The sequence below is a fragment of the Micromonospora sp. M61 genome (assembly GCF_018070245.1).
GTDB classification, from domain to species: Bacteria; Actinomycetota; Actinomycetes; order Mycobacteriales; family Micromonosporaceae; genus Micromonospora; species Micromonospora zamorensis.
On the sequence record NZ_JAGPYA010000032.1, the window covers coordinates 47,638 to 69,354 of the forward strand.

The 21,717-nt window shown below is 72.3% G+C and carries 16 protein-coding genes; 1 reads left to right on the forward strand and 15 read right to left on the reverse strand.

The genetic code is table 11. From position 1 onward, the window contains the following. Positions 1–8: 8 nt before the first annotated feature. From KBX34_RS19470 to KBX34_RS19540, 15 genes are all read right to left on the reverse strand, one after another. Positions 9–1,637: a lipopolysaccharide biosynthesis protein gene (locus KBX34_RS19470; RefSeq protein ID WP_247671993.1), complete on the reverse strand. Its 1,629-nt coding sequence runs from the start codon at positions 1,635–1,637 to the stop codon at positions 9–11. Further along, positions 1,634–2,926 (reverse strand): O-antigen ligase family protein, encoded by a 1,293-nt coding sequence (locus KBX34_RS19475; protein ID WP_307871438.1) that lies wholly within the window; start codon positions 2,924–2,926, stop codon positions 1,634–1,636. The genes KBX34_RS19470 and KBX34_RS19475 overlap by 4 nt, the downstream gene beginning before the upstream one ends. Positions 2,927–2,994: 68 nt before the next feature. Further along, positions 2,995–4,593: a lipopolysaccharide biosynthesis protein gene (locus tag KBX34_RS19480; RefSeq protein ID WP_210926162.1), complete on the reverse strand. Its 1,599-nt coding sequence runs from the start codon at positions 4,591–4,593 to the stop codon at positions 2,995–2,997. Next, positions 4,586–5,101 carry a DapH/DapD/GlmU-related protein gene (locus tag KBX34_RS19485; RefSeq protein WP_231927317.1) on the reverse strand — a complete coding sequence of 172 codons (516 nt, stop codon included), beginning with the start codon at positions 5,099–5,101 and terminating at the stop codon, positions 4,586–4,588. Before KBX34_RS19485 ends, KBX34_RS19480 begins: the two co-directional genes overlap by 8 nt. Before the next feature lie 133 nt (positions 5,102–5,234). After that, positions 5,235–7,172 carry a hypothetical protein gene (locus KBX34_RS19490; protein ID WP_307871440.1) on the reverse strand — a complete coding sequence of 646 codons (1,938 nt, stop codon included), beginning with the start codon at positions 7,170–7,172 and terminating at the stop codon, positions 5,235–5,237. Positions 7,173–7,391: 219 nt separating this feature from the next. Then, a complete protein-coding gene (locus KBX34_RS19495; RefSeq protein ID WP_210926164.1) occupies positions 7,392–9,098 on the reverse strand; it encodes a glycoside hydrolase in 1,707 nt (568 codons plus the stop codon). 97 nt (positions 9,099–9,195) lie between these two features. Next, complete coding sequence (locus tag KBX34_RS19500; RefSeq protein WP_210926166.1) at positions 9,196–10,059, reverse strand: shikimate dehydrogenase; 864 nt, start codon at positions 10,057–10,059, stop codon at positions 9,196–9,198. Positions 10,060–10,583: 524 nt separating this feature from the next. Next, a complete protein-coding gene (gene mltG / locus KBX34_RS19505) occupies positions 10,584–11,780 on the reverse strand; it encodes an endolytic transglycosylase MltG (protein ID WP_210793030.1) in 1,197 nt (398 codons plus the stop codon). After that, entirely contained in the window at positions 11,780–12,238 is a 459-nt protein-coding gene (ruvX, locus tag KBX34_RS19510; RefSeq protein WP_088947438.1) for a Holliday junction resolvase RuvX, read from the reverse strand. Before ruvX ends, mltG begins: the two co-directional genes overlap by 1 nt. Positions 12,239–12,310: 72 nt before the next feature. Then, entirely contained in the window at positions 12,311–14,989 is a 2,679-nt protein-coding gene (gene alaS / locus KBX34_RS19515) for an alanine--tRNA ligase (RefSeq protein ID WP_210926168.1), read from the reverse strand. Then, positions 14,986–15,291 (reverse strand): hypothetical protein, encoded by a 306-nt coding sequence (locus KBX34_RS19520; protein WP_088947436.1) that lies wholly within the window; start codon positions 15,289–15,291, stop codon positions 14,986–14,988. The genes alaS and KBX34_RS19520 overlap by 4 nt, the downstream gene beginning before the upstream one ends. 29 nt (positions 15,292–15,320) lie before the next feature. Further along, positions 15,321–15,785: a DUF948 domain-containing protein gene (locus KBX34_RS19525; protein ID WP_088947435.1), complete on the reverse strand. Its 465-nt coding sequence runs from the start codon at positions 15,783–15,785 to the stop codon at positions 15,321–15,323. Positions 15,786–15,934: 149 nt separating this feature from the next. Beyond that, complete coding sequence (locus KBX34_RS19530; RefSeq protein ID WP_210793148.1) at positions 15,935–16,642, reverse strand: hypothetical protein; 708 nt, start codon at positions 16,640–16,642, stop codon at positions 15,935–15,937. Positions 16,643–18,966: 2,324 nt separating this feature from the next. Next, positions 18,967–20,505: a replication-associated recombination protein A gene (locus tag KBX34_RS19535; RefSeq protein WP_210926170.1), complete on the reverse strand. Its 1,539-nt coding sequence runs from the start codon at positions 20,503–20,505 to the stop codon at positions 18,967–18,969. A gap of 74 nt (positions 20,506–20,579) precedes the next feature. Next, on the reverse strand, positions 20,580–20,801 hold the full coding sequence (locus tag KBX34_RS19540; RefSeq protein WP_088947432.1) for a hypothetical protein: 222 nt from the start codon (positions 20,799–20,801) through the stop codon (positions 20,580–20,582). Positions 20,802–20,941: 140 nt separating this feature from the next. Between KBX34_RS19540 and KBX34_RS19545 the strand changes: the two genes are divergently transcribed. Further along, positions 20,942–21,682: a GNAT family N-acetyltransferase gene (locus KBX34_RS19545; protein WP_210926172.1), complete on the forward strand. Its 741-nt coding sequence runs from the start codon at positions 20,942–20,944 to the stop codon at positions 21,680–21,682. Positions 21,683–21,717 lie beyond the last annotated feature (35 nt).

Consider the following 21,717-nt stretch of genomic DNA (forward strand, 5'->3'; position numbering starts at 1 on the left):
GACGGACCTCACCTGCCTCTCGTCGATGCCGGAGTGGGCTCGGCGGCCGTGGCCGCGTTGTCCCCTGCACGGATCTGCCTCATGGTCCCCCGGATGCCGGCGCGCACCCGGGGCAACGTCAACATGCCGACGCAGCCGGCCAGCAGCACCGCCAGCGCCACCAACAGGCCGGGCAGGCCGCGACCGCCCGCCAGCACGCCGGCGCCGGCCGCCAATCCCACACCGGCGACCGTGACCGCCGCGGCGCGCACCATCGCGGCGTCGAACAGCGGTTCCCGAACCACCGACCGGGCGAACCCGGCGGCGGTGAGGTTCTCGGTGGCGATGCCCGCGGCCCAGGCCACCGCCGCGCCAGTGGCGCCGTGGCTGGGGATCAGCCAGAGGCCCAGCGAGACGGTCACCGTCAACCCGGCGACCGTGGCCACCAGGTGCAGCCCGCTGCGCCCACCCATCAGCAGCAGGCTCTGCACGTTGCCCACCCCGGTGTTGACCAGCATCGCCAGCGCGAGCACCGTCATCGCCGGCACGCCAGCGGTGAACTCCGGCCCGAACAGCTGGAGGAAGGCCAGCGCGAACACCGCCAGCAGCAGGTACACCGGCCAGGACAGCACCAGACCCCAGATGGTCAACTGCCGGTGCACGGCCGCCGCCGCCGCCCGCTCGCCACGCCCGAGCAGCCGGGACAACTGCGGCGACACCGCCACCCGCAGGCCCTGCATGGCCAGTTGGCCGGCCAGCACGTACCGGCCGACCGCGCCGAACACGCCCGCGTCCGCCGGGCCGGCCAGCACCGAGGTGAGCAGCACACCCACCCACATGCTGCCCGCGTCGATGGCCGCCGAGGCGGCCCGGGGCAGCGCGAAGCGCCAGAACGTCGACCAGTCGGAGCGAACCGGGCGCAGCGTCGCGCCCCGGCCCAACCCGAGCGGGCCGGCGACCAGGGTGAGGCAGGCCAGCAGCGCCAACGCCGCCGGCACCAACCAGCCGGTCATGCCGGCGAGCAGGCCGCCACCGGCGAGCGCGGCGGCGCCGACCAGCACCGGGCGGGCCACCGGCAGCAGGAGGAACTGCACTCCCACGTACGCCCGGATGGGTCGCACGCAGCGCAGCGCCGCCAGCAACAGGGTCATGGCGACCACCACCGGCACCGCGGCGAACGTGACGGTGAGCAGCGCGTCGCCGCTCGCACCGGAACCGCCCAGCAGCCGGGGAGCGAGCGCGTCGGCGACCAGCACGCCGACGCCGGCGACCAGGAGCCCGGCCAGCAGCGGCGGGATCAGCGCCACCGGGAGCAGCCGCGCCGCGTCCCCGCGCACCCCGGCCGTACGGCGGGGCAGCGCCCACATCAGGCCAGTCTCCGCGCCGAGCGTGCACACTGCGGTGGCCACGGTGACCACCCCGATCGCGGCGAAGAACGCGCCCGCGCCGGCCGTGCCGTACCCCCGGGTGATCACCACGGCCAGCACGAAGCCGAACAGGCCGCTGGTGGCCGCGCCGAGCAGCCCGGCCACGCCGCTGCGGGCGCTGCGGCGGGTCTCGGCCGAACCCGCGTCTGCCGCCACGGCGGCGGCCGGAGCCACCGGCTCGTCCGGGCCGACTTGCGTCGGGCCGACCGGAGGTCGGGTGGCGGCGGTCATGCGAGCACCACCGGGTCCCGCGTGGCGGGCGGTCGCGGTACGGCCAACCCGGTCAGCCGTTCGCGTTCGCTGAGCGCCATCGCGAAGGCGACAGCGAAGAACGCGACCGCCAGGTTCTGATTGGCCATGCCGTAGAACGGGACTTGGACCAGGCAGACCACCGGCACCACCGCCAACCACTGCCCGGCCGCCGAGGTCGCCCGCGCGCAGATCACCGCGGCGGCGACGAACCAGGCCAGGAAACAGATGAGCGCGGGCACGCCGTGGCTGAACAGCACCATCCACAGCTGACCCTGGGTGCCGATCGGCGCGGCCGCGGAGACGGTGTCGACGTTCACCGGCGCGCCGTAGCCCAACCACGGCGACTCCTGCACCCGGCGGATCACCTCGGTGTAGAGCGAGAGCCGGTCGGTGTTGGTGTCGCTGGAGTCGACCCGTTGGCTGATCAGGTCGGTGATCGGAATGAACAGCGTGGCCAACGCGCCGATCACCACCACCCCGACGATGGAGGCGGCGACCCGGATGTTGCCGCGCAGGCTGGCCCGCACCCCGAGCACCGCCAGCCCGGCGCCGAGGCTCAGGAACATCGCCCGGTTGAGGGTGAGAAACGCCGGCGCGAGCGACAACGGCAGCGACGCCAGCAACGCCCAGCGCAGCACCCCCCGCCGACGCAGCATCGCGTACGCGACCATGCACGGCAGGGTCATGGCGTACGCGCTGCCGTAGTTGTTCGTGTACGCGAAGGGCGCGGCCGGTCGGTAGATCGGGTTCAGCGACCGGGCGCTGTATTCCGCAGTGGTCAGGTGCACCATGTCCTGGATGAACGGGGTGCCGGCCACCCCTGAAGGCAGCAGCACCTCCATCGGGGTGGTCATCGCCAACCGGGGCACCAGCACCCCGAGCCAGCCCAGCGCCACCAGCCCGAACCAGAACGCGCAGAGCGGGGTGAGCACCGCCATCAGGCTGGCGCGTTCCCGCGCGGCGGCGTAGACGTAGACCCCGACCACCAGCGCGGTCAGGTAGAAGGCCAGCCGAAGCGCGAACGTCAGCAGCGAGGCGGGCGACGTGAGCTGGGTGGCACTGACCACCACGATGGCCAGGAACAGCAGCCAGATGCCCACCGCCGGCGGCAGCGGCACCCGCCCCCGGGTGAGCAGCAACGCGAACAACAGTGCACCCAGCAGGGGCCAGCCGAGGTAGAACGCGCCGAGCAGCCACCAGAGCGGCACCAGGCCGAACATCAGCGACAGCGGCCAGAGCGGCAGTCGGGGCGGCGCGGGCCGTGGCACCGGGGCGACGGCGGCCGGAGCGCCTCCGGGCGGCGGTTCGGTCGCCGGGGCGCGGGTGACCGACACCGTCAGGCCCGGCCGTTGCGCGTGAGCACGAAGCCCAGCGGGGTGACGCCGGCCGCGCGCAGTCGCTCCACGAGGCGGCGCAGGTCGCTCTGCCGGGTGCGGTCCCGCTCGACGACCACCACCGCGCTGCCCTGCCGGGCCACCGCGACGCCGCGCTCGTCGGACTCCGCAGGCGGGGCGTTGAACAGCACCAGGCCGTGGTCCGCACCCTGCCGCCAGGTGCCGAACCGGACGCTGCCCACGCCCACGGCCACCTCCTCCGGGTCGACGACCCGGCCGTTGTCCGGGCGGCCGGACGACACCCGGGGCAGTGTCAGCGTGGCGTCCGGGTCGGTGGACGGGCGGGCGCCGGGCGGGTGCGGCGAGGGTCGGCGGGCGGCCGTGCCGTCCGTGGCGCCAGCGGCGACCGTGGTGCTGCCGGCCGGGCGGGGCTTGGGCACCAGCGGCCGGGACGGGTCGATGGGCAGCCGCCCCCGGTCGGCGAGCACTGTGGCGCGCAGCCGCTCGGTGCGCCCGCTGTCGTCGGCGACGAAGACCTCACGACCGTCGGCGGCGAGCGCCACCGCGAGCCCCGCGGTGAGCGCGGTGGCGTCCTCCCGGGCGGTGAGCAGCGCCACCCGGGCGGGCTGACGGACCCGCTCGGCGACGGCCATCGCCACGTACCGGATGTCGGCGTCGACCGCCCGGGCGCTGCCCCGCAACGCCGGGCGGCGCACAGTGCCGAGCAGCGGCAGGCCGGTGGCGTCCCGCCCGTCGGCCACCGAACGGACCCGCCGGTCGGTCGACTCCCAGGCGTACGCCAGCACGATGCCGATCAGCGCCCCACCGAGCAGCCCGGCGACCAGATAGAGCAGTCGGTGCCCGGCGGAGGTGACCAGCGCCTTCTCGGCGGTCTGGGTGACCCACCCGGGGTTGACGTCCACCGCGGCGATCTCGGTACGGGCGGCGTTGAGTTGCGTGAGCTGGTTGTTGATCCCGGCCAGCTCGGCCACCAGCGCATCCCCGGCGGCGGTGTCCTTGGCGGTGTTCGCCCGCTTCTGCAGCGCGGTCTGCTGGGCGACGACCTTGGTGATGCTCTCGTCGTAGGAACGCAGCATCTCGGCGCGCTGCTGCTCGTACATCGTGCGTCGCACGTCCAGGTAGGCCTGGGCGGCCATGTTGGCGCTCTGCACCGCCCGCTGCGCTTCGCCCGTCTGGTAGGTGAAGCGCAGGATCTGCCCACCGGTGGGCACCTCGACCTCGAGCGCGTTGCGGATGTCGCGCGGGTCGCCGCCGGCGGAGTCGGCGAGCCGCTGCACCACCTCGGTGCCGGTGGCGATGCCGCTCTCCACGTTCATGTTGACCGCGCGGTCGGCGCCCGCGCCGCTGGGGGTGAACGCGTCGGTCACCACCGGCCGGACCGCCACCACGGCGCTCGCGCTCATCGCCGCAGGCACCAGCAGCACGTAGCCGAGCGCGGCGAGCAGACCGACCATCGCCACCGCCGCCACCAACCGCAGCCGGTGCATCGGCACCCGCAGCAGGTCGGTCAGTGTCACCGCGCCGGAGGTCCCGGAGGACGGGGCGTCGGTGGACCAGGTGCCGGGAGCTGCATCAGTCATGGAACTTCTTCACCGTCTGTTGAGGATTGCCGACGACCACGACGCCGGGTGCGACGTCCGTCCGGACCACAGTGGCCGCGCCCACGACGCTGTCCCGGCCGATGCGCACGCCCTTCATGACCAGGGCGTGCGCGCCGACCCACACGTTGTCCTCGAGGACGATCGGGGCGCGGGTGGCGGGGCCGGGCGGCGCGTGCCGCTGCGCGGGCGGCAGGTTGTGGAAGTCGTTGTCGAGCAGCTCGCAGTCCGACAGGAGGCACCGGTCCCCCACTGTCACCGACGTCCAGGTGCCGATCCAGGTCGCGTTGAGCAGACAGTCGGCGCCGACGCGCACCTCGCCGGGGCCCGCGAAGCGGACGAGTTTGTTCAACCGGGTGCGGTCACCGATGGTCACCCGCACGCCGCGGCGCAGCCGGATCCGACCACGGATCTCCACGTCCCGGCCGAGTGTCAGTCGCCGATAGCGGAGCCGGTACCAGCCGCGTTTGACCGCGAAGAGCAGACGCACCGCGCGTCTCGTACGGATGCCAGCGGCGCCGAGCAACGACCCTCCCCCACATCGCGGGGCCGGCGGCGGATGAACCACCGCCACCGGCCCAACGTGAACAATCTACCGATGCTCCGTTACGAACGGTTGACCGTTACTGTACGGAGAAGAATGTCGATGGGGTAGACCAGGACAACTCGGGCGTCGCCGTGCTGATCACAGTCGCCGTGGCACCATCGACCGCCGCGCTCGGCCCGGCCGTCGGGTCGAACGGCACGCTGCGCAGAGCGCCGTCAGTGGCACCGTAGACGATCCGGCCACCCACCCAGGCCATGCCACGCACCGTCGACCAGGTCACGCCAGTGGTCGGCAGGGTGAACTCGGTGGCACCGAGGTAGTTGCCGTCGATCTCGAAGTAGCGGTAGTAGAGACCGTTGGCACCGGTACGGGTGTAGTAGAGCCGACCGTCGAGGAAGAAGGCGCCGGTCAGCAACGCCGGGTTGTACCAGTCGTTGTAGCCGGACGCCTCCCACGGAGAGCCGATCGCCCCGCCGTTGAACAGCGACACGTCGATCCGGCTGCCGGTCGGCGTGCCGGCCACCGTGTGCGACCAGTAGATCCGGTCGTCCACCCGCCAGGTCGCGCCGGCCGCCGTGTACGCGGGCTGGCTGACCGTGGCCGGGGTGCCCAGGGCGACACCGTCGAACGGCACCTTCGCCACGGTGCCCGGAGCGGTGTTCAGGTAGAGGTTGCCGGTGGTGGCGGCGGGCGGGTTCTTCGGGGTGAAGGTACGACCTCCGGCGAGCGGGAACATGCCGAGGCGGCCGTGGTATTCCTCGCCCATGCCATCGGAGTTGTGCCCGAAGTACAGGCCGTCCGAGCCTCGCCAGAGCACCGGCACCGACGAACCCCACGTGCTGGTGCCCGAGGGCATCGAGGCGCCGCCGCTGCGGCGAGGGTTCCAGTTCACCGGCATACCGGTCGCCGGGGTGACGGCGGCGATGCCGAGCCGGTCGACAGCGCCCGCGCCCGCGTTGTCGCTGGCGTTCGGGTTGTTGAGCCAGCGGAAGTGCCCACCCAGGTAGATCACGTTGTCCGCGACCTCGACCGAGGTGATGGTGTCGTTGCCGGTGTAGTCGGCCCAGGTGGCGAGCTGACCGCTGCCCCGCGCGGCGGTCTCGAAGCGGACCAGGGCGTCGCAGTACGCGGCCGGCCAGCCGCTGCCGCCGTTGGTGCCGACCACGAACCAGCTGCCGTCGGCGCCGAACTTCACGTCCTGCACGTAGTGCACGAAGGTCGCCGGCGCCGCGCACGGCGCGATGAACTTGTCGGTGCTCCAGTCGATCAGCGTGGGCGTCGCGGAGACGTCCACCAGCGCCATCTGGTTGCGCGCCAGGCCGTTGACGAGCGTGAAGTTGCCGCCGACGGCCAGCGTGTTGCCGTCCGGGGTGACGTCGATGGTCCAGACGTACGACGTGGTGCTGTGCCGCCCGACGGTGGCGTCGATGACGAAGCTCGGGTCGATCGCGCCGGTGGTCGCGTTGAGCCGGCCGAGACCGGCGTGCGCGGTGCCGTTGAGCCAGTTGAACGCGCCGGCCACGTACAACCAGTTGCCGTGCAGCACCAGGTCACGGACCGTGCCGCCGTCGGAGCGCCCGACCCAGCTGTCGATGATCGCGCCGGTCGACGGGTTGAGCGCGACCAGGTTCTTGCGCGAGACGCCGTTGACGTTCTTGAAGGTGCCGCCGACGATCAGCGTGCCGCCCGGGCCGGCGACGAGCGTGTTGACCGCGCCGTCGAGCACCGGAAGGAACGTGGTGGACATGGTGCCGGTGGTCCGGTCGTACGCGAAGAGGTAGCGCTGGGTGACCCACGCGGAGCCGGCGGTCTGCCGGAGCTGGGTGAAGCTGCCGCCGACGAAGACGGTGTTGCCCACCTGCGCGAAGGCACGGGTCTCACCGTCTCGCGCGTGCGGAGTCACGTCGGCGGGGTTCGCCGACACCAGGGTTGCCGTCTCCGGGACCGGAACCACCGCAGCCGACGTGGGCGTGGGCACGCCCAGAACTGCGGCGACGATCGCCAACGCGACCACCCCCGCCCGAGCACGACGTCGTCCTGCAGAACGCCACAAGTGCGAGAGTTTGGGCACGCTTCGCCTCCAAGATGGATGAGAACCCGAGGTAGCGTGCCTCGTCCAGCCTGGTAAACAAAATCCGCCGATTGGGCGGTGCATGAATCTGCAAGCCGACAGAACGCCGGAGGTCGGATGCCCGACCCCGGCGAACGGCGTCCCGTCAGCGCGTCATGGTCGTCAGCGGCTCCCCCCGGTGGGCTGCCGCAGGTACGGGTCCTGACCGGCCTTCGCGAAGCCGGCCACTGCCGCGGCATTGTGGTTCATCGTCATGTCGCAGGTCGACGTCCGGCTGGTCATGCCGGCCGAGTTGAAGTAGATGGCGGCCTTGATCTTGGGGTGCGCCTTCAGCGCCGCCGGGAACTCCTGGAACCAGCGCTGCTTGGCGCCTGGGTCGGCGGCGTCGAAGTTGGTGCCGAACTCGGCGAGCATCCGGGGCTTGCCAGCGCCGATACCGTTGTCGTCCAACCAGCGGTAGAAACCGCTCACCGTCGTGCTCGGGCTCTTCCACACGGTGCTGCCGTTGCAGACGTGGAAGTTGTACGGGTCGTAGGCCACCCAGTCGACGTACTGGTCACCGGGGTACAGGCCGGCGTACCGGGAGTAGTGGCCCGACCAGCCCATCATCGTCCAGACCCAGACCGCGTTGGTCGCGCCGGCCCGGGCGAACCGCTCGTGGACGTAGCGCCAGGCGCGGACGAAGTCGGCGTCGCTGCCCTTGTTCGGCTCGTCCTCGGGCTCGTGGTCGAAGCCCATGAAGACCGGCACCTTGGCGGCGCGGATACGGCCGGCGACCGCGTCGATGGTCTCGTCCTGCTTGCCGTTGTAGACGTCGGACCACTTCAGCGTGGTGCCAGCCGAGAAGTTGCGGGACTCCCAGGCGAAGAACATCAGCCGACCCTCGCGCATCTGCTGCTGCTCGTACGCGTCCGGGAAGGCGCCGTTGCTGCCGGCGTTGGAGAAGTCGTGGTAGCGGTGCACGATGTCGAACTTGCGGCCGACCTGCGCCTCCACGTCGGTGACGGCCTTGCCGTGGTCCCAGCCTCCGGCGGATCCGGCGGGCGAGTACATGCCCCACCACGCGCCGCAGGAGGGAACGAGCTTGGCCGACACGGACCCGCACTGGCCGGAGGGAAGGGTGCCGCTCGCGCTCGGGGTCGCCGTCCGGCTCGGGGCGACGGTCGGCGAGGGCTTCGGCGAGGCGGTGGTCGGCGAGGCGCTCGGTGCCGGCGGCGGCGCGGGCCGGGTGGTCGTCACCGGCGACGGCCGGGATCCGAGGTCGTAGCTGATCAGCAGGCTCGGGCGCAGATCCGGACTGCGGTTCTCGACCGACGCCCAGTAGATCCGGCTCTCCAGGCCCGTCTGGGCCAGCGAGACCGTCCAGGTACCGTTGCCGGTGACCAGCTTCGAGACGTCCCACTCGTTGAAGCCCTTGGACACACCGGTCACGCTGTCCAGCGTGTCACCGGTCGCTGCCAGACCCGGCCGGGCCTCGCGGGCGCTCAGCGGCGAGGCATGCGCCGTCACCGTGGCGGCGAACTGCTGCCAGGTGTGCACCCGCAGCGTCGCCCGGACGTTGACCGCGGTGGCCGGCACTGTGGTCACCGCGAACTCGATGACCGCCTCCCGGCCACCACGCGGGTTGCCGTCGCAGCGCGTCGGGCAGGTGGCCAGCGTCGTCTTGGCGGCGTTGTCCCCGTCCTGCGTCACCGCCGTCGCGGTGGTGTCCGCCACCGCCCGGATCGACAGGTCGTCGCTGGCCAGCAGCGGCATCATGGTCGCCACGATGCCTGCCACCACCGATCCGCCGACCACGCCGATGGCGATGGCCTTGCGCCGGGGTCCGGAGCGGATCCGGGTGATGCGGTGCAGTCCGTGCCTGGTCAAGGAAACTCCCTGTGTCTGCGTCCGTAACGGTGAGCAGCGTATCGATGACCAGGACTTGTCGCCGGGACGACAGTTTCCCGTAAGCGCGTCTTAACCGTCAGCTAAGAAAGTCGGCTGACGTCGCCTCCCCCAGCGCTTTCCGCATCGCCCCGACGGGGGCGACCACGCCGGTGAACTGCTCGAACTGACCGACCGCCTGCGCCAACAGAAGGTCCAGACCGGACACCAGTCGAAGGCCGGCCGCGGCGGCGGCAGCGGCCAGCGGCGTCGGCCACGGGTCGTAGATCGCGTCGAAGAGCACCCTCCCCGGCCGCCACGCCACCTCGCCGGCCAACGGGTCGGCGACCCCCTTCGGCACTGTGGAGACGACCAGGTCAGCGGAGGAGAGGCACCGGGGCGCGTCAGCCCAGCCTGCGGGGGTCAGCGCGACGCCCAGGGCATCGGCCACCGGCCGCAGCTCGTCGATCGCCTCCGGTCGGCGGGCGACCACCGTCACCGACGGGCAGCCCAACTGGGCGGCGGCGGCCAGCGCGGCGCGGGCCGTGCCACCGGCGCCGAGCACCGTGACGGCGGCACCCGCGCTCACCCCAGCGGCGGTGAGCACCTGCACCATGCCGGCGACGTCGGTGTTGTCGGCATACCAGGAGCCGTCCGGACGGCGTACCAACGTGTTGGCCGCGCCGACGGCGGCGGCGACCGGCGAGGCCTGCGCGGCCACGGCGAGCGCCGCCTCCTTTCCCGGCATGGTCACCGACAACCCGGCCCACTCCGGGCCCAGGCCGGCGACCAGATCCGGCAGCTCCGCCGCCGCGCACTCGATCCGCGTGTACGACCACCCGGTCAGACCGGCGGCGGCGTAACCGGCGGTGTGGATCACCGGGGAGAGGGAGTGCGCGATCGGTTTGCCCAGCACCGCGGCCCTACGGGTCGTATCGCCCGGGACCCCTGCCGTGTTCCGCATCAATCTCCGCCCTCCGCGATGTTCGGATCGACCCTACCCAGCACGCAGGCCACGCCACCAGAGAACGGGACCGCTGACAAATGCTCGACGGCCCGACAATCGCTTGACGGCGATGCATTCTTACGGCGGTACGGCCGACCGAAAAAATGGGGGAAACCTTCAAACGCATTCTGCATGCCCTTGTCGCGACTACCGCGGTCTTCAGTCTTTCGCTGATGATCGCCGCGCCCCCGTGCGGACGCCGCAGAGGGCAGCCGGTCGGACAACCACCAGCTCTGACCTGGCGCGGGGCGTACGGCGTCGTCAACCGGAACACCGGTTACGGCGGCACATTCGCGCTGCGAAAGCAGAACAGCAACGGCGTGTGGACGTTCCTGAACGCGCACCGGTTCGTGGTCCGGAACGAGCCACTGACAATGACGCGATAAATGCGTCAGCGTCGACTCAAAAAAGCTCCCTTCCCGACGAGACCGCAATTTCGGTCACCGTCGGGAAGGGAGCCTTTCTGGTCGTGCCACGGCCGGTCAGATGATGCCGGCCTCCCGGGCCTTGGCCTCGTTGCGCTTCTGCTCCTCGTACGTCTCGGCGAACTCGGAGTGGCCCTCCTTGTCGATCGCCACGAAGTAGAGCCACTTGCCCGTCGGCGTGGCCATGGCCCCTTCCAGGGCCTGCTTACCCGGGTTGTTGATCGGGGTGGGGATCATCCCCCGCAACTTGCGGTTGTAGGGGTTCTTCGGGTCGTCCAGCTCGGTCGCCGTCATCTGCTTGGACGACTTGGTCGGCTTGCCGATCAACTCCAGGTAGTAGTTGACCGTGACGTCCATCTCCAGGCAGTTGCAGGGGAACTCGCCGTACACCCGGTTGTAGGCCACCCGGGCGACCTTGCCGAGGTCGTCCTTGTTACCCGCCTCGGCCTGGGCCAGGGACGAGACGATCAGCGCCTCGTACGGGCTGACCTTGCGTTCCTTCTGCACCCGGTCGGCGAACTTCATCTCCTGGGTCACGGTGAGGAAGTTGTCCACCATCAGCTTGAGGATGCTCTCCGCGGTGGCCTTCGGCGGGATCTCGTACGTGTCCGGGTAGAGGAAGCCCTCGACGGACTTGACGATCTTCTTGCCGTCGTCGCGCTTGAACCACCAGTCGGGAACGCCGAGCGCCTCCGGGTCCTTCGCGGCGGCCTCGAACTCCTTGACCGGGATCTTGGTCTTGTCGGAGAGCAACTTGTAGATGTTCTTGGCGGTGCGGCCCTCGGGGATGGTGAGCCCGTTGACGATCTTGTTCTTCAGGTCGAGCATCGCGGTGACGGCACTCTCGCCGCTCATCTGCTTGCGCAGCTTGTACGTGCCCGGCTGGATGTTCTTGCTGCGGGAGTTGGCCTCGGCCGCCTCGATGAACGCCTTCTGGCTCTTCACCACGTCGGCCGCAACGAGGGCGTCCGCCATGTCGGCGATCAGCGCCCCGTTCTTGATCTCGACGGTGATCTCACCGGACCCGGCGCCGTCGTAGTCGGGGGTGACGAAGTAGTTCTGGATGCGGTCGAAGCCGTAGAACGCGCCACCACCGATGCCGCCCAGCAGGACCAGGGCCATCAGCAGAGCCAGGAACGTCTTGCCCCGGCCGCCGCCACCGGACTTACCGTTGCGCTTGCGGAAGCCACGCCGATGCCGGCCTTTCTCCCCCCGCTCCGGCTCGTCGAACCCAAGGTCCAGATCGTCGATCATTACGTCCGCCTCCGCTGCGCATCCAGCCAGCTCTGCAGGATCTCCACCGCGGCCGCCTGGTCGACAACCGCACGTTGACGTTTACCTCGGACGCCACGCTCGGCAAGCCTACGAGAAGCGACCACGGTCGACATCCTCTCGTCAGTGAGCGTTACCGGGACGGGCGCTATCACATCGACCAGTCGGTCAGCGTACGCCTTCACATGGACGGCCGCAGGGCCATGCTTGCCCGCGAGATTGACCGGAAGGCCGACGACAACCACAACGGCCTCGTGCTCGGCCACCAGCGCGGCCAACTCGGCGAGGTCGCTCGGCACCGCGTCCGGCGCCGCCGTCAGATCACGGGCCAGTGTGACCAGCGGCGTTGCCAGGATCCCGTCCGGATCCGAGCGGGAGACCCCCACCCGCACCTGACCGACATCCACACCGATCCGCACACCGCGCTTGAACTCAACCACCGACGGTCACCGCCCGGTGGGTACGAACCAGGGCGGACCAGATGGCCCGCCCTGGCTGAGAGTGATCGCCCATCACGCCTCGGTGATCGCCTTCTCGACGGTGAGCAGCAGGTTCGGAGCCTCGGTCGCCGGCAGTCCGCCACCCTGAGCCAGGTCGGGGCTGCCACCGCCGCGCCCGGAGAACGCCGCCTTCACCAGCTCCGACGCGGCCAGGCCACGGCTGCGCGCGGCCGCGTTGACCGCCACTACCAGGGACGCCTTGCCGTTCGACCGGGCCGCCACCGCGACCACCGCCGGCCGCGCCGGGTCGATCTTGCCGCGAATCTCCTGAGCCAGGGTCCGCACGTCGTTACCGGCCGCGCCCTCCGGCGCCTCGGTGCCCACGTACGCGACCCCGCGCACGTCCTTGGCCTGCGCGGCGAGCGCCGCCGCACCACCCAGCACCAGCTGGGCACGCAGCTTCTCCAGTTCCTTCTCCGCGTCCCGGAGCTGGGTGACGGTCTGCTCCACCCGGTCGGCGACCTGGTCGTTGGGCACCCTGTACAGCTCCGCCAACCGGGAGACCAGCAGGTGCTCACGGGCCAGGAAGCCGAAGGCGTCCATGCCGACCAGCGCCTCGACCCGGCGGACGCCGGAGCCGATGGACGACTCGGAGAGGATCTTCACGAGGCCGAGCTGGGCCGAGCGCGCCACGTGCGTGCCGCCGCACAGCTCCCGGGCGTAGTCACCCACCTCGACGACCCGCACCTCCTCGCCGTACTTCTCGCCGAAGAGCGCCATCGCCCCGATCCGCCGCGCCTCGTCCAGCGAGGTGATGAAGGCGTGCACCTCCAAGTCGGCCAGGAGCACCTCGTTGACCTGCTGCTCCACGTCCCGCAGGACGGTCGGCGACACTCCGGTCGGGGTGTTGAAGTCGAACCGGAGCCGACCGGGCGCGTTCAGCGACCCCGCCTGGGTCGCCGACTCACCGAGGAAGTTGCGCATGGTCTGGTGCACCAGGTGCGTGGCGGTGTGCGACCGGGAGATCGCCCGCCGCCGGGTCGTGTCGATCTCGGCGTAGCCGGCCTCACCGGCGCGCACCTCACCCCGGATCACCCGGGCTCGGTGCACGATCAGGCCGGGCACCGGCTGCTGCACGTCGAGCACCTCGACCTGCCCGCCGCCGACGGTGATCATGCCCTGGTCGGGCTGCTGACCACCACCCTCGGCGTAGAACGGCGTCGTGTCGAGAACCAGCTCGATGGTGTCGCCCTCGGTCGCCGCCTGGCGCGGGCCGTCGGCACCGAGCAGCGCCCGGACCGTCGACTCGCGGGCCACCTCGCTGTAGCCGGTGAACGTCACCGGGCCACCCGAGTCGAGCACCGACCGGTACGCCGACAGGTCGGTGTGACCGGTCTTGCGGGCCTGCGCGTCCGCCTTCGCCCGGGTCCGCTGGTCGGCCATCAGCCGCCGGAACCCCTCGTCGTCCACCTGGAGGCCCTGCTCGGAGGCGATCTCCAGGGTCAGGTCGATCGGGAAGCCGTACGTGTCGTGCAGCTGGAACGCCTTCGCCCCGGACAGCGAGGTGCCTCCCGCGGTGCGGGTCTCGGCGATCGCGGTGTCCAGGATCGTCGTGCCGGCACGCAGGGTGGACAGGAACGCCTCCTCCTCCGCGTACGCGTAGTCCGCGATCCGGGCGAAGTCGGTCGCCAGCTCCGGGTACGAGGGCGCCATGCAGTCCCGGGCCACCGGCAGCAGCTCGGGCAGCGCCCGATCCTGCCAGCCGAGCAGCCGGATCGACCGGATCGCCCGTCGCATGATCCGGCGCAGCACGTACCCGCGGCCCTCGTTGGTCGGGGTCACGCCGTCGCCGATCAGCATCAGTGCCGTCCGGACGTGGTCGGCGATCACCCGCAGCCGGACGTCGTCCGGGTGCGACTCGCTGGCCACGTGCCCGGAGTGCGCGCCGTACCGCTTACCGGTCAGCTCGGCCGCCCGCTCCAGGATCGGCCGGACCTCGTCGATCTCGTACAGGTTGTCGACGCCCTGCAGGATCGAGGCCATCCGCTCCAGGCCCATGCCGGTGTCGATGTTCTTGGCCGGCAGCTCACCCAGGATCGGGTAGTCCTCCTTGCCGGTGCCCGGGCCCCGCTCGAACTGCATGAAGACGAGGTTCCAGAACTCCATGTAGCGGTCCTCGTCGACCGCCGGACCGCCCTCCCTGCCGTACTCCGGGCCCCTGTCGTAGAACAGCTCCGACGACGGGCCGCACGGCCCCGGAACGGTCATCGACCAGAAGTTGTCCGCCTTGCCCCGACGGACGATCCGGTCGGGGGGCACACCCACCGACCGCCAGAGCTCGTACGCCTCGTCGTCGTCGAGGTAGACGGTCGGCCAGACCCGCTCCGCGTCGAGACCGTAGCCACCGTCGGCCTGCGACTTGGTGATCAGGTCCCACGCGAGCGGGATGGCGCCGGCCTTGAAGTAGTCACCGAAGGAGAAGTTGCCGTTCATCTGGAAGAACGTGCCGTGCCGGCTGGTCTTGCCGACCTCGTCGATGTCCGGCGTGCGGATGCACTTCTGCACACTGACCGCCCGCCGGTAGGGCGGAGTCTGATGACCCAGGAAGTACGGCACGAACTGCACCATGCCGGCGTTGACGAACAACAGGTTCGGGTCGCTGATGGCGGGCAGCGGAGCTGACGGCACCACGGTGTGGCCATTCGCCTCGAAGTGCGCGAGGTACCGTCGCTTGATCTCCGCCGTCTTCATCGCTGGTGCTCCTCCGGAAAGATTTCCCGATCGCCGATCCGCGGGTCTTCCCGCAGCTCGGCGAACTGATCGTCGAACGCCTCGCCCTGGGCGAACGCCTGGTGGATCTCCTGCTCGCGCTCGGCCATGCCGACCCGCACGTCCTCCACGAAGCTACGCAGCGACTCGACCAGGCCGCCAGCGGATTCCGTCAACGTGCTGGCGATGCCGGCCGGTGTGTACGCCTGGGCGGTCCGCGTCGCCTTGCGGACCACGATCACACCGACGGCCACTCCGATACCGAGCCAGAACAGACGCCTCATGTCTCGTTACCTCCTGGTGCGCCGGCCGGTCAACGGTTGCCGCGCCGCGCGGCCCGCCGCTGCTGCTTGATGGTGTCGCGGACCTCACGCTCGGTCTCGGCGTGCCGACGGCCGGCGGCGGCCTTGCGCACGCTGTAGCCGAACGCGGCCACCTTGACCAGCGGGTTGGCAGCCGCCGCGGAGACGACGGTGGCCAGGTTGGCGACGTTGGCGGTGACGTTCTGCGCGTGGCTGGTCATCGTGTCGACCTTCGCCAGCTGCAGGTTGACGCCGTCGAGCGAGGTCTGCACCTGCTCCAGCGCCGTGTTGACGTTCTTCACAGTGGTGTTCACGTCACCGAGCAGCGGCGCTGTCCGGTCGTTGAGGTCGTTGATCATGCGGGTGGTGGCGTCAACCGTGTGCCGCAGCCGCAGGATGGGCAGCGTCAGAATGAGCACCAGCACCGCGAACGCGCACGCCGCGATCAGCGCCGCGATGGCTCCAATGTCGCCCACGCCTGTCCTCCTCAAGCAGAGTTCCGCAGGACCCGACGTCCTCGGAACGCACAACGATGGCACCCGTACCGGTCGTCGAGTCGTCGACGCTCACCGGTAGCGGGCATGCCCGCCAGCCCCAGACCCTACCGTCCGTGATGGAGGCCGGCTCAGGACGGTGAGGGTGTCAGCTCCCCCAGCGGATCAGCGCTGACCGTAGGGAACGGATCCTCTCCGGTCAGTGACGGGTCGGTGGTCGGCTGCGGCCTGGTCCGCTCGTCGTCGATCGCGTTGCGTACCTTCACCGACACCAACGAGCCGGTGCACCCTGTCGCAGCGGCCGACGGATCGGCAGACGGATCGGTCGACGGCACGACGGCCGGCTCGCCGTCGACCGGTGGCGGCACACAGGTCGGCTCGCGGACCCACAGGTCGAGCGTCAACTCGTCGCGCCGCCAGCAGGTGTAGCTGCCCTTGGTCTCCTGCTCCGGGCAGCGGCTCACCTTCCACGGCTGCCAACCGTCCTGACGCAACGCGTTCTCGTAGGCCTTCGCCGTCTCGTCCGGCGCCTTCTCCGAGGTGACGGTGCGCTCACGCAGCCGGCAGTCGAGCAGACACCACCGGCTGCCGCTGACGTCGTCGACGGTCTTCGCGGCAGCCCAGCCGGGCACGTCGAGCTTGTCCAGGTTGTCGAAGACCGGGTCACGGCTCAACGTCCGGATGCCGAAGAAGAGCGGCACCGCACCGAGCAGCACGATGCTGACCAGCGCCAGCACCGCCGCACGCAGCCGGCGTCGTTCACGCGACTCGCGGTGCGCCTCGGCCCGGGCACCCGCTGCGGCGCCGTCGTCCGGCGAGTCCTGATCCGCCGGGCGCAGGGCCGGCCCGCCGGACGGATCCGGTGCCGGGCGGTCCACCGGGCCGGACGGGGACGGCACCACGGCGGCGGCGCGGGCCACACCGACGGGATCGCCGGGGCGGCCGGGTGGCGGCACCGGCGCGACACCGCTCGGCTCGGCTCGGCCGGGCTCCCGATTCGGAGGCAGGGCACGGCCGGCGGCACGGTCAGGTGGCACCGGTCGGCCGACCTGCGCACCACCACGGGCCGGCGCGGGAGAACCCGGTCCTCCGCCCGGCGCACCGCCCGGCCGTTCGTCGGCAGGGGGCGGTTGCATCCCACCGGGTGGGCGGACAGCGGCGCGGGCCGGACCGTCCGGACGCGGACGTGGCGGCCCGTCTCCACCCGGAGGCACGGCGGCACGAGCCGGGCCCTCCGAACGGACGGCGTCGCGGGGGCCGGCGCCCGGTGCCTCACCCGCAACGGGCCGGGCCCGACCGGGCGGAGTGGAACGGGCGGCACCCCGAACCGGTGCGGCGGGGCCGGCACCGGGCGCGGGTCGTCCAGCGGCATAAGGGTCGTCGCCCCGGTCGCTCGCCGGCCCCTGTCGACCCGGGCCACCCTCGACGGGCGGACGTCGCCGACCGGCCGGATCCGGAGCGGGCATCCCGTCCGGACCAGGACCAGCAGCCCCACGACCACGCCGCACTGTGGGATCCGGAGCAGACGCTGCGGCGCCCCGGCCCCGGCCGGGACGGTCGCCGGTCGCCGGCGGATAGGGGGTCGACTGTTCTCCGGTGGAACCCGACGCGTCGGGGCGTACGGCACGACGACCGGTGGGTCCCTCCGAGCCCGGGTCGGTCGGCGGCCCGGCGGGCCGGCGGCCAGCGGAGCCCTCCGCGGCCGGATCGGGTACGCCGAGCCGACCGGCCGCCGGGTCGACGAAGTCACCGGCGCTGGCGGGCGGTACGGGACGCCGGCCCTCGGCCGGCGGGGGCCCGCCTCGGCGGGTGACCACCGGCAGGCCCGGGTCGGTGTGCGGCAGGCGACCGGCCTGGCGCAGCCAGTCGGCGGGCCGCTCCGGGCGGTCCGGTCGAGGTTCGCCGCCGGCCGGCGTACGCCGCTCCGGCTCGTCGGTGGTGGCCCGCCGGCGACCCGTGCCGTCGGTGGGGGCGATGGTAGGCGTCGCGCCGCTGTGACCGCCGGACGCTGCGGGCACCGGCGGCGCGTTGCCCGAGCGGGGCACCATCGGCTCGTCGGGTTCAGCGGCGCGGCGGTGGCCGCCGGCTGCCGGGCGGGAGCGCTCGGCGGCACGGGAGCCGGTGGGCTCCGGCGCGCCGGGGTCCACCGGGCCTGGCCGGCGCCGGGCGGTACGCGGGTCACGGTCGATGGCGGGGTCGGGTCGCAGGCCATCCGCGACCGGCGGGACGGCACCGGCCGGCGTGCCGTCGTACCGCGCTGCGGCGGGGGACGGCCCGGTGCCCCGCGCTGGATCGGGTGCTGGACCGGCGGACCGGCGACCGGCGGGCGTGCCGTCGGCAGACGGCACCGCACGGCCGGGCTCGACAGGCTCGGGGCCCGGTCGGCGGCCCGGCGCTCCGGCGTCCGGTCGGCGCAACGGCGGCATGGCGTCCGGGTTACCCCCGGGCGTGGCAGCGTCCGGACGGCGACCGGTCGGACCGGCGGCATCCGGACGGCGACCAGTCGGGGCGCCGGAGGTCGGAGGGCCCACGGGTGGGCCGGGCGGAACCGCCGCAGGGCGGGAGCGGACCGGGCCGCCGGGCGCGTCGGGGCGAGGCCCCGGTGGGCCGGCCGGGTCGCCGCCAACTGGTCGGGCGGTGGGTGGCGCTGGTGGTACGGCGGCACGCGCAGCGGGTGCCGGCTGCACTCCTCGGCGCGCCGGCTGGCCCGGGGCGGGTGCACCGGGGCTGGCCGCGGGTGGCCGCTCATCCGGGCGGCGGCCGGCGGGTGGCGCCTCCCCCGGCCAGGGGCCGTCGACCGGTCGACGCGGGCCGGCACCCGGGTCGGTCTGGCGCGGCGCGGGTGGAGCCGGGGCCTCCGGCGGCACCGGAGCACCGCCGCGTCCACCGGCCGGCGCTGCCGGCGTACCCGTACGCGGCCCCGCCGGTGCGGCCGGCGCACCCGCAGCGGGACGGCCCGGCTCCGCCGGGGCGCCGTCCGGGCCCAGCTCGGTGCGTTGCTGCTTGGCAGAGCGCAGGTCGTCGATCCAGCCGAACTCCTCGCCGGCGACCGGCTCCTCGGGCTCGGGCTCGGCGGCCCGCCCCCGACCCCAGCGACGCGTCTTGGCGCGGGGATCGCGCCGCTCGTCCGGGCCCTCGTCCGGGCGGTCCCCACCACGCGATCTCACTGTTGACCCTCTCCTGCGGCGTCAGTGCCGCTGTCCTGCATCGTGCCGGGTGCGCCCGTGCCGGTCGCCGGGCGACCGGTCTCGCCAGGTAGCGCCGACGCGGCCTGTGCCGTTACAGGTGGCTCGGCTGTCGGAGTGTCCGGACGGGCGGGCGGGGCCGGCAGACCCCGCACGATCCGGCGCAGCAGCGGCAGCCGGGTGGCCACCGACCGTTCGGCGCCGTGCGGGCTGGGCTGGTAGTAGTCGGTGCCCACCAGGTCGTCCGGGACGTACTGCTGGGTCACCACACCGCGCTGGTCGTCGTGCGGGTAGCGGTAGCCGGTGCCGTGGCCCAACCCTCGGGCGCCGGCGTAGTGCGCGTCGCGCAGCCCTCGCGGCACCGCACCGCCGCGACCGGCCCGCACGTCGGCGATCGCGGCACCGATGGCGGTGGTGGCGGAGTTCGACTTGGGCGCCGTCGCCAGATGGATCACCGCCTGGGCCAGGTTGAGCTGCGCTTCGGGCAGCCCGACGTACTCGACGGCGTGCGCGGCGGCGGTGGCCACGCTCAGGGCACCGGGGTCGGCCATGCCCACGTCCTCGCTGGCGAAGATGACCAGGCGTCGGGCGATGAACCGGGCGTCCTCGCCGGCGACCAGCATGCGGGCCAGCCAGTGCACTGCGGCGTCCACGTCCGAACCGCGCATGCTCTTGATGAAGGCGCTGACCACGTCGTAGTGGGCGTCGCCGTCGCGGTCGTAGCGCACCGCCGCCACGTCGACGGCCTGCTCGGCGGTGGCGAGGTCGATCCGCCCGGCGCCGAGCGCCGTGGCGGAGGCCGCCGCCGCTTCCAGCGCGGTGAGTGCCTTGCGGACGTCACCGGCGGCCAGCCGGACCAGGTGGTCCTCGGCCTCCGGGGTCAGGGTCAGGGCGCCGTCCAGGCCGCGCTTGTCGGTGACCGCGCGGTGCAGCAGGCCCCGCACCGCCGCGTCGTCCAACGGTTGCAGGGTCAGCAGCACGCACCGCGACAGCAGCGGCGAGATGACCGAGAAGTACGGGTTTTCGGTGGTCGCCGCCAGCAACGTGACAGTACGGTCCTCGACGGCGGCGAGCAGCGAATCCTGTTGGGTCTTGCTGAACCGGTGCACCTCGTCGATGAAGAGCACGGTCTGCGGGCCGCCCGAGCGGCGCTGGCGACGGGCCGCCTCGATCACCGCCCGCACGTCCTTGACGCCGGCGGAGAGCGCCGACATGGCGACGAATCGGCGGTCGGTCGCCCCGGCCACCAGGTGCGCGATGGTGGTCTTGCCGCTGCCCGGCGGGCCCCAGAGGATCACCGACAGCGGGGCGCCGCCGGAGACCAGCTGCCGTAGTGGGGCGCCGGGGGCGAGCAGGTGGTCCTGACCGATCAGCTCGTCGAGGGTCACCGGGCGCATCCGGACGGGCAGGGGCGAGTCGTCGGCCACCGCGGTGAAGCCGTCGACACCGGCGGGGCCGTCGGGCGCGCTGCGCGACCCGGCGGGTTCACCGAGGGAGAAGAGGGCGTCGGACTCCATCACGAAGACAGTACCGGGCCGGGCCCACGACGCCGGAATCGCGCCGTGGGCCCGCCACCGGTGATCGGTTCCGGTCAGCCGCGACCGGGGCGACGGCCCCGGTACCAGCGGCCGCCGCCACCGCCGCCGCCGCTGCGCGGGCCGCTGCCCACGCCGGCCAGGTAGAGCGAGAGCAGGAGCAGCCCGATGAGCACGAGGGTGTTCCAGTTGAACAGGTCAGGTGCGCCGAAGTCGGTGTTGAGCAGATCGAGCAGCAGGGCAAAGCCAAAGACGATGGCCGCGAGAATGGCGAGCATGTCGGTCCTCCGGTGGGGGTTCCCAGTAGGTCGGCGCGTGATGTACCCAATCGGTCCACTCGTCAATCTCCACGGTGGATCTGGTTGCGTCGCCGCTGCCCGGCGCGGGCGTCGCACCGTCGGCTCCTAGGCTGGTGAGCATGATCATCGACGACCCGGTGCTCCAGGATCGCCGTGCCATCCTGGCCGCCGTGGGCCACCACCCGTTCGCCCGGCACGCGCTCGGACCGGGCACACCGGCTCGCGGTTACCGGCGCGATGGCGCCGTGGTGTGGAAGGTGGCGCCCGAGCACGGGCCGGCCGGCTGCGGGATCGGCCCTGCCCGGGCGGCGATCGAGACCTGTGCCGCGCTGGCGGCCGACGGGCTGCTGCAACCGGGGCAGCGGCTGCACCTGCCCCGCCACGATCGCGGTCTGCTGGCCGACCGGCTGACGGTGACCGAGCACCGCGACTGGGACTTCCACTGGACCGACACGGCACCGCCAGCACAGGCCGACGAGCACCGGGTGGTGCGACTCGCCGAGGCGGACCGTCCCGCGCTGGAGGCGCTGATCGACGTGGCGTTCCCGAGCAGCACCTCCCGCCCCGACGATCCACGGGTGGTGGCCTGGTACGGCATCCGGGCCGGCGACCGGCTGGTGGCCTGCGGCGCGGACCGCAGTCAGAGCGACGTGGGCTTCATCGCCGGCCTGACCGTGGCCCCGGACCAACGGGGTCGGGGCCTGGGTGCCGCCCTGACCGCCGGCATGACCCGGGCGCTGCTGGCCCGCCACGACACCGTCGCGCTGGGCGTCTACACGGACAACGTCGGGGCCGCACGTCTCTACCGTCGACTGGGCTTCACCAACACCCTCCCGCTCAGCTCGGTCCGCCTCGGGTGAGACGCGAGGTGCCCCTTGCCGTGACAGGGGGCACC

Excerpts from the sequence above, each read along its gene's own strand:
- KBX34_RS19470 (WP_247671993.1), bottom strand. The coding sequence starts at position 1,637 with ATGACCGCCGCCACCCGACCTCCGGTCGGCCCGACGCAAGTCGGCCCG.
- KBX34_RS19480 (WP_210926162.1), bottom strand. The coding sequence starts at position 4,593 with ATGACTGATGCAGCTCCCGGCACCTGGTCCACCGACGCCCCGTCCTCC.
- KBX34_RS19500 (WP_210926166.1), bottom strand. The coding sequence starts at position 10,059 with ATGCGGAACACGGCAGGGGTCCCGGGCGATACGACCCGTAGGGCCGCG.
- mltG (WP_210793030.1), bottom strand. The coding sequence starts at position 11,780 with ATGATCGACGATCTGGACCTTGGGTTCGACGAGCCGGAGCGGGGGGAG.
- alaS (WP_210926168.1), bottom strand. The coding sequence starts at position 14,989 with ATGAAGACGGCGGAGATCAAGCGACGGTACCTCGCGCACTTCGAGGCG.
- KBX34_RS19520 (WP_088947436.1), bottom strand. The coding sequence starts at position 15,291 with ATGAGGCGTCTGTTCTGGCTCGGTATCGGAGTGGCCGTCGGTGTGATC.
- KBX34_RS19535 (WP_210926170.1), bottom strand. The coding sequence starts at position 20,505 with ATGGAGTCCGACGCCCTCTTCTCCCTCGGTGAACCCGCCGGGTCGCGC.
- KBX34_RS19540 (WP_088947432.1), bottom strand. The coding sequence starts at position 20,801 with ATGCTCGCCATTCTCGCGGCCATCGTCTTTGGCTTTGCCCTGCTGCTC.
- KBX34_RS19545 (WP_210926172.1), top strand. The coding sequence starts at position 20,942 with ATGATCATCGACGACCCGGTGCTCCAGGATCGCCGTGCCATCCTGGCC.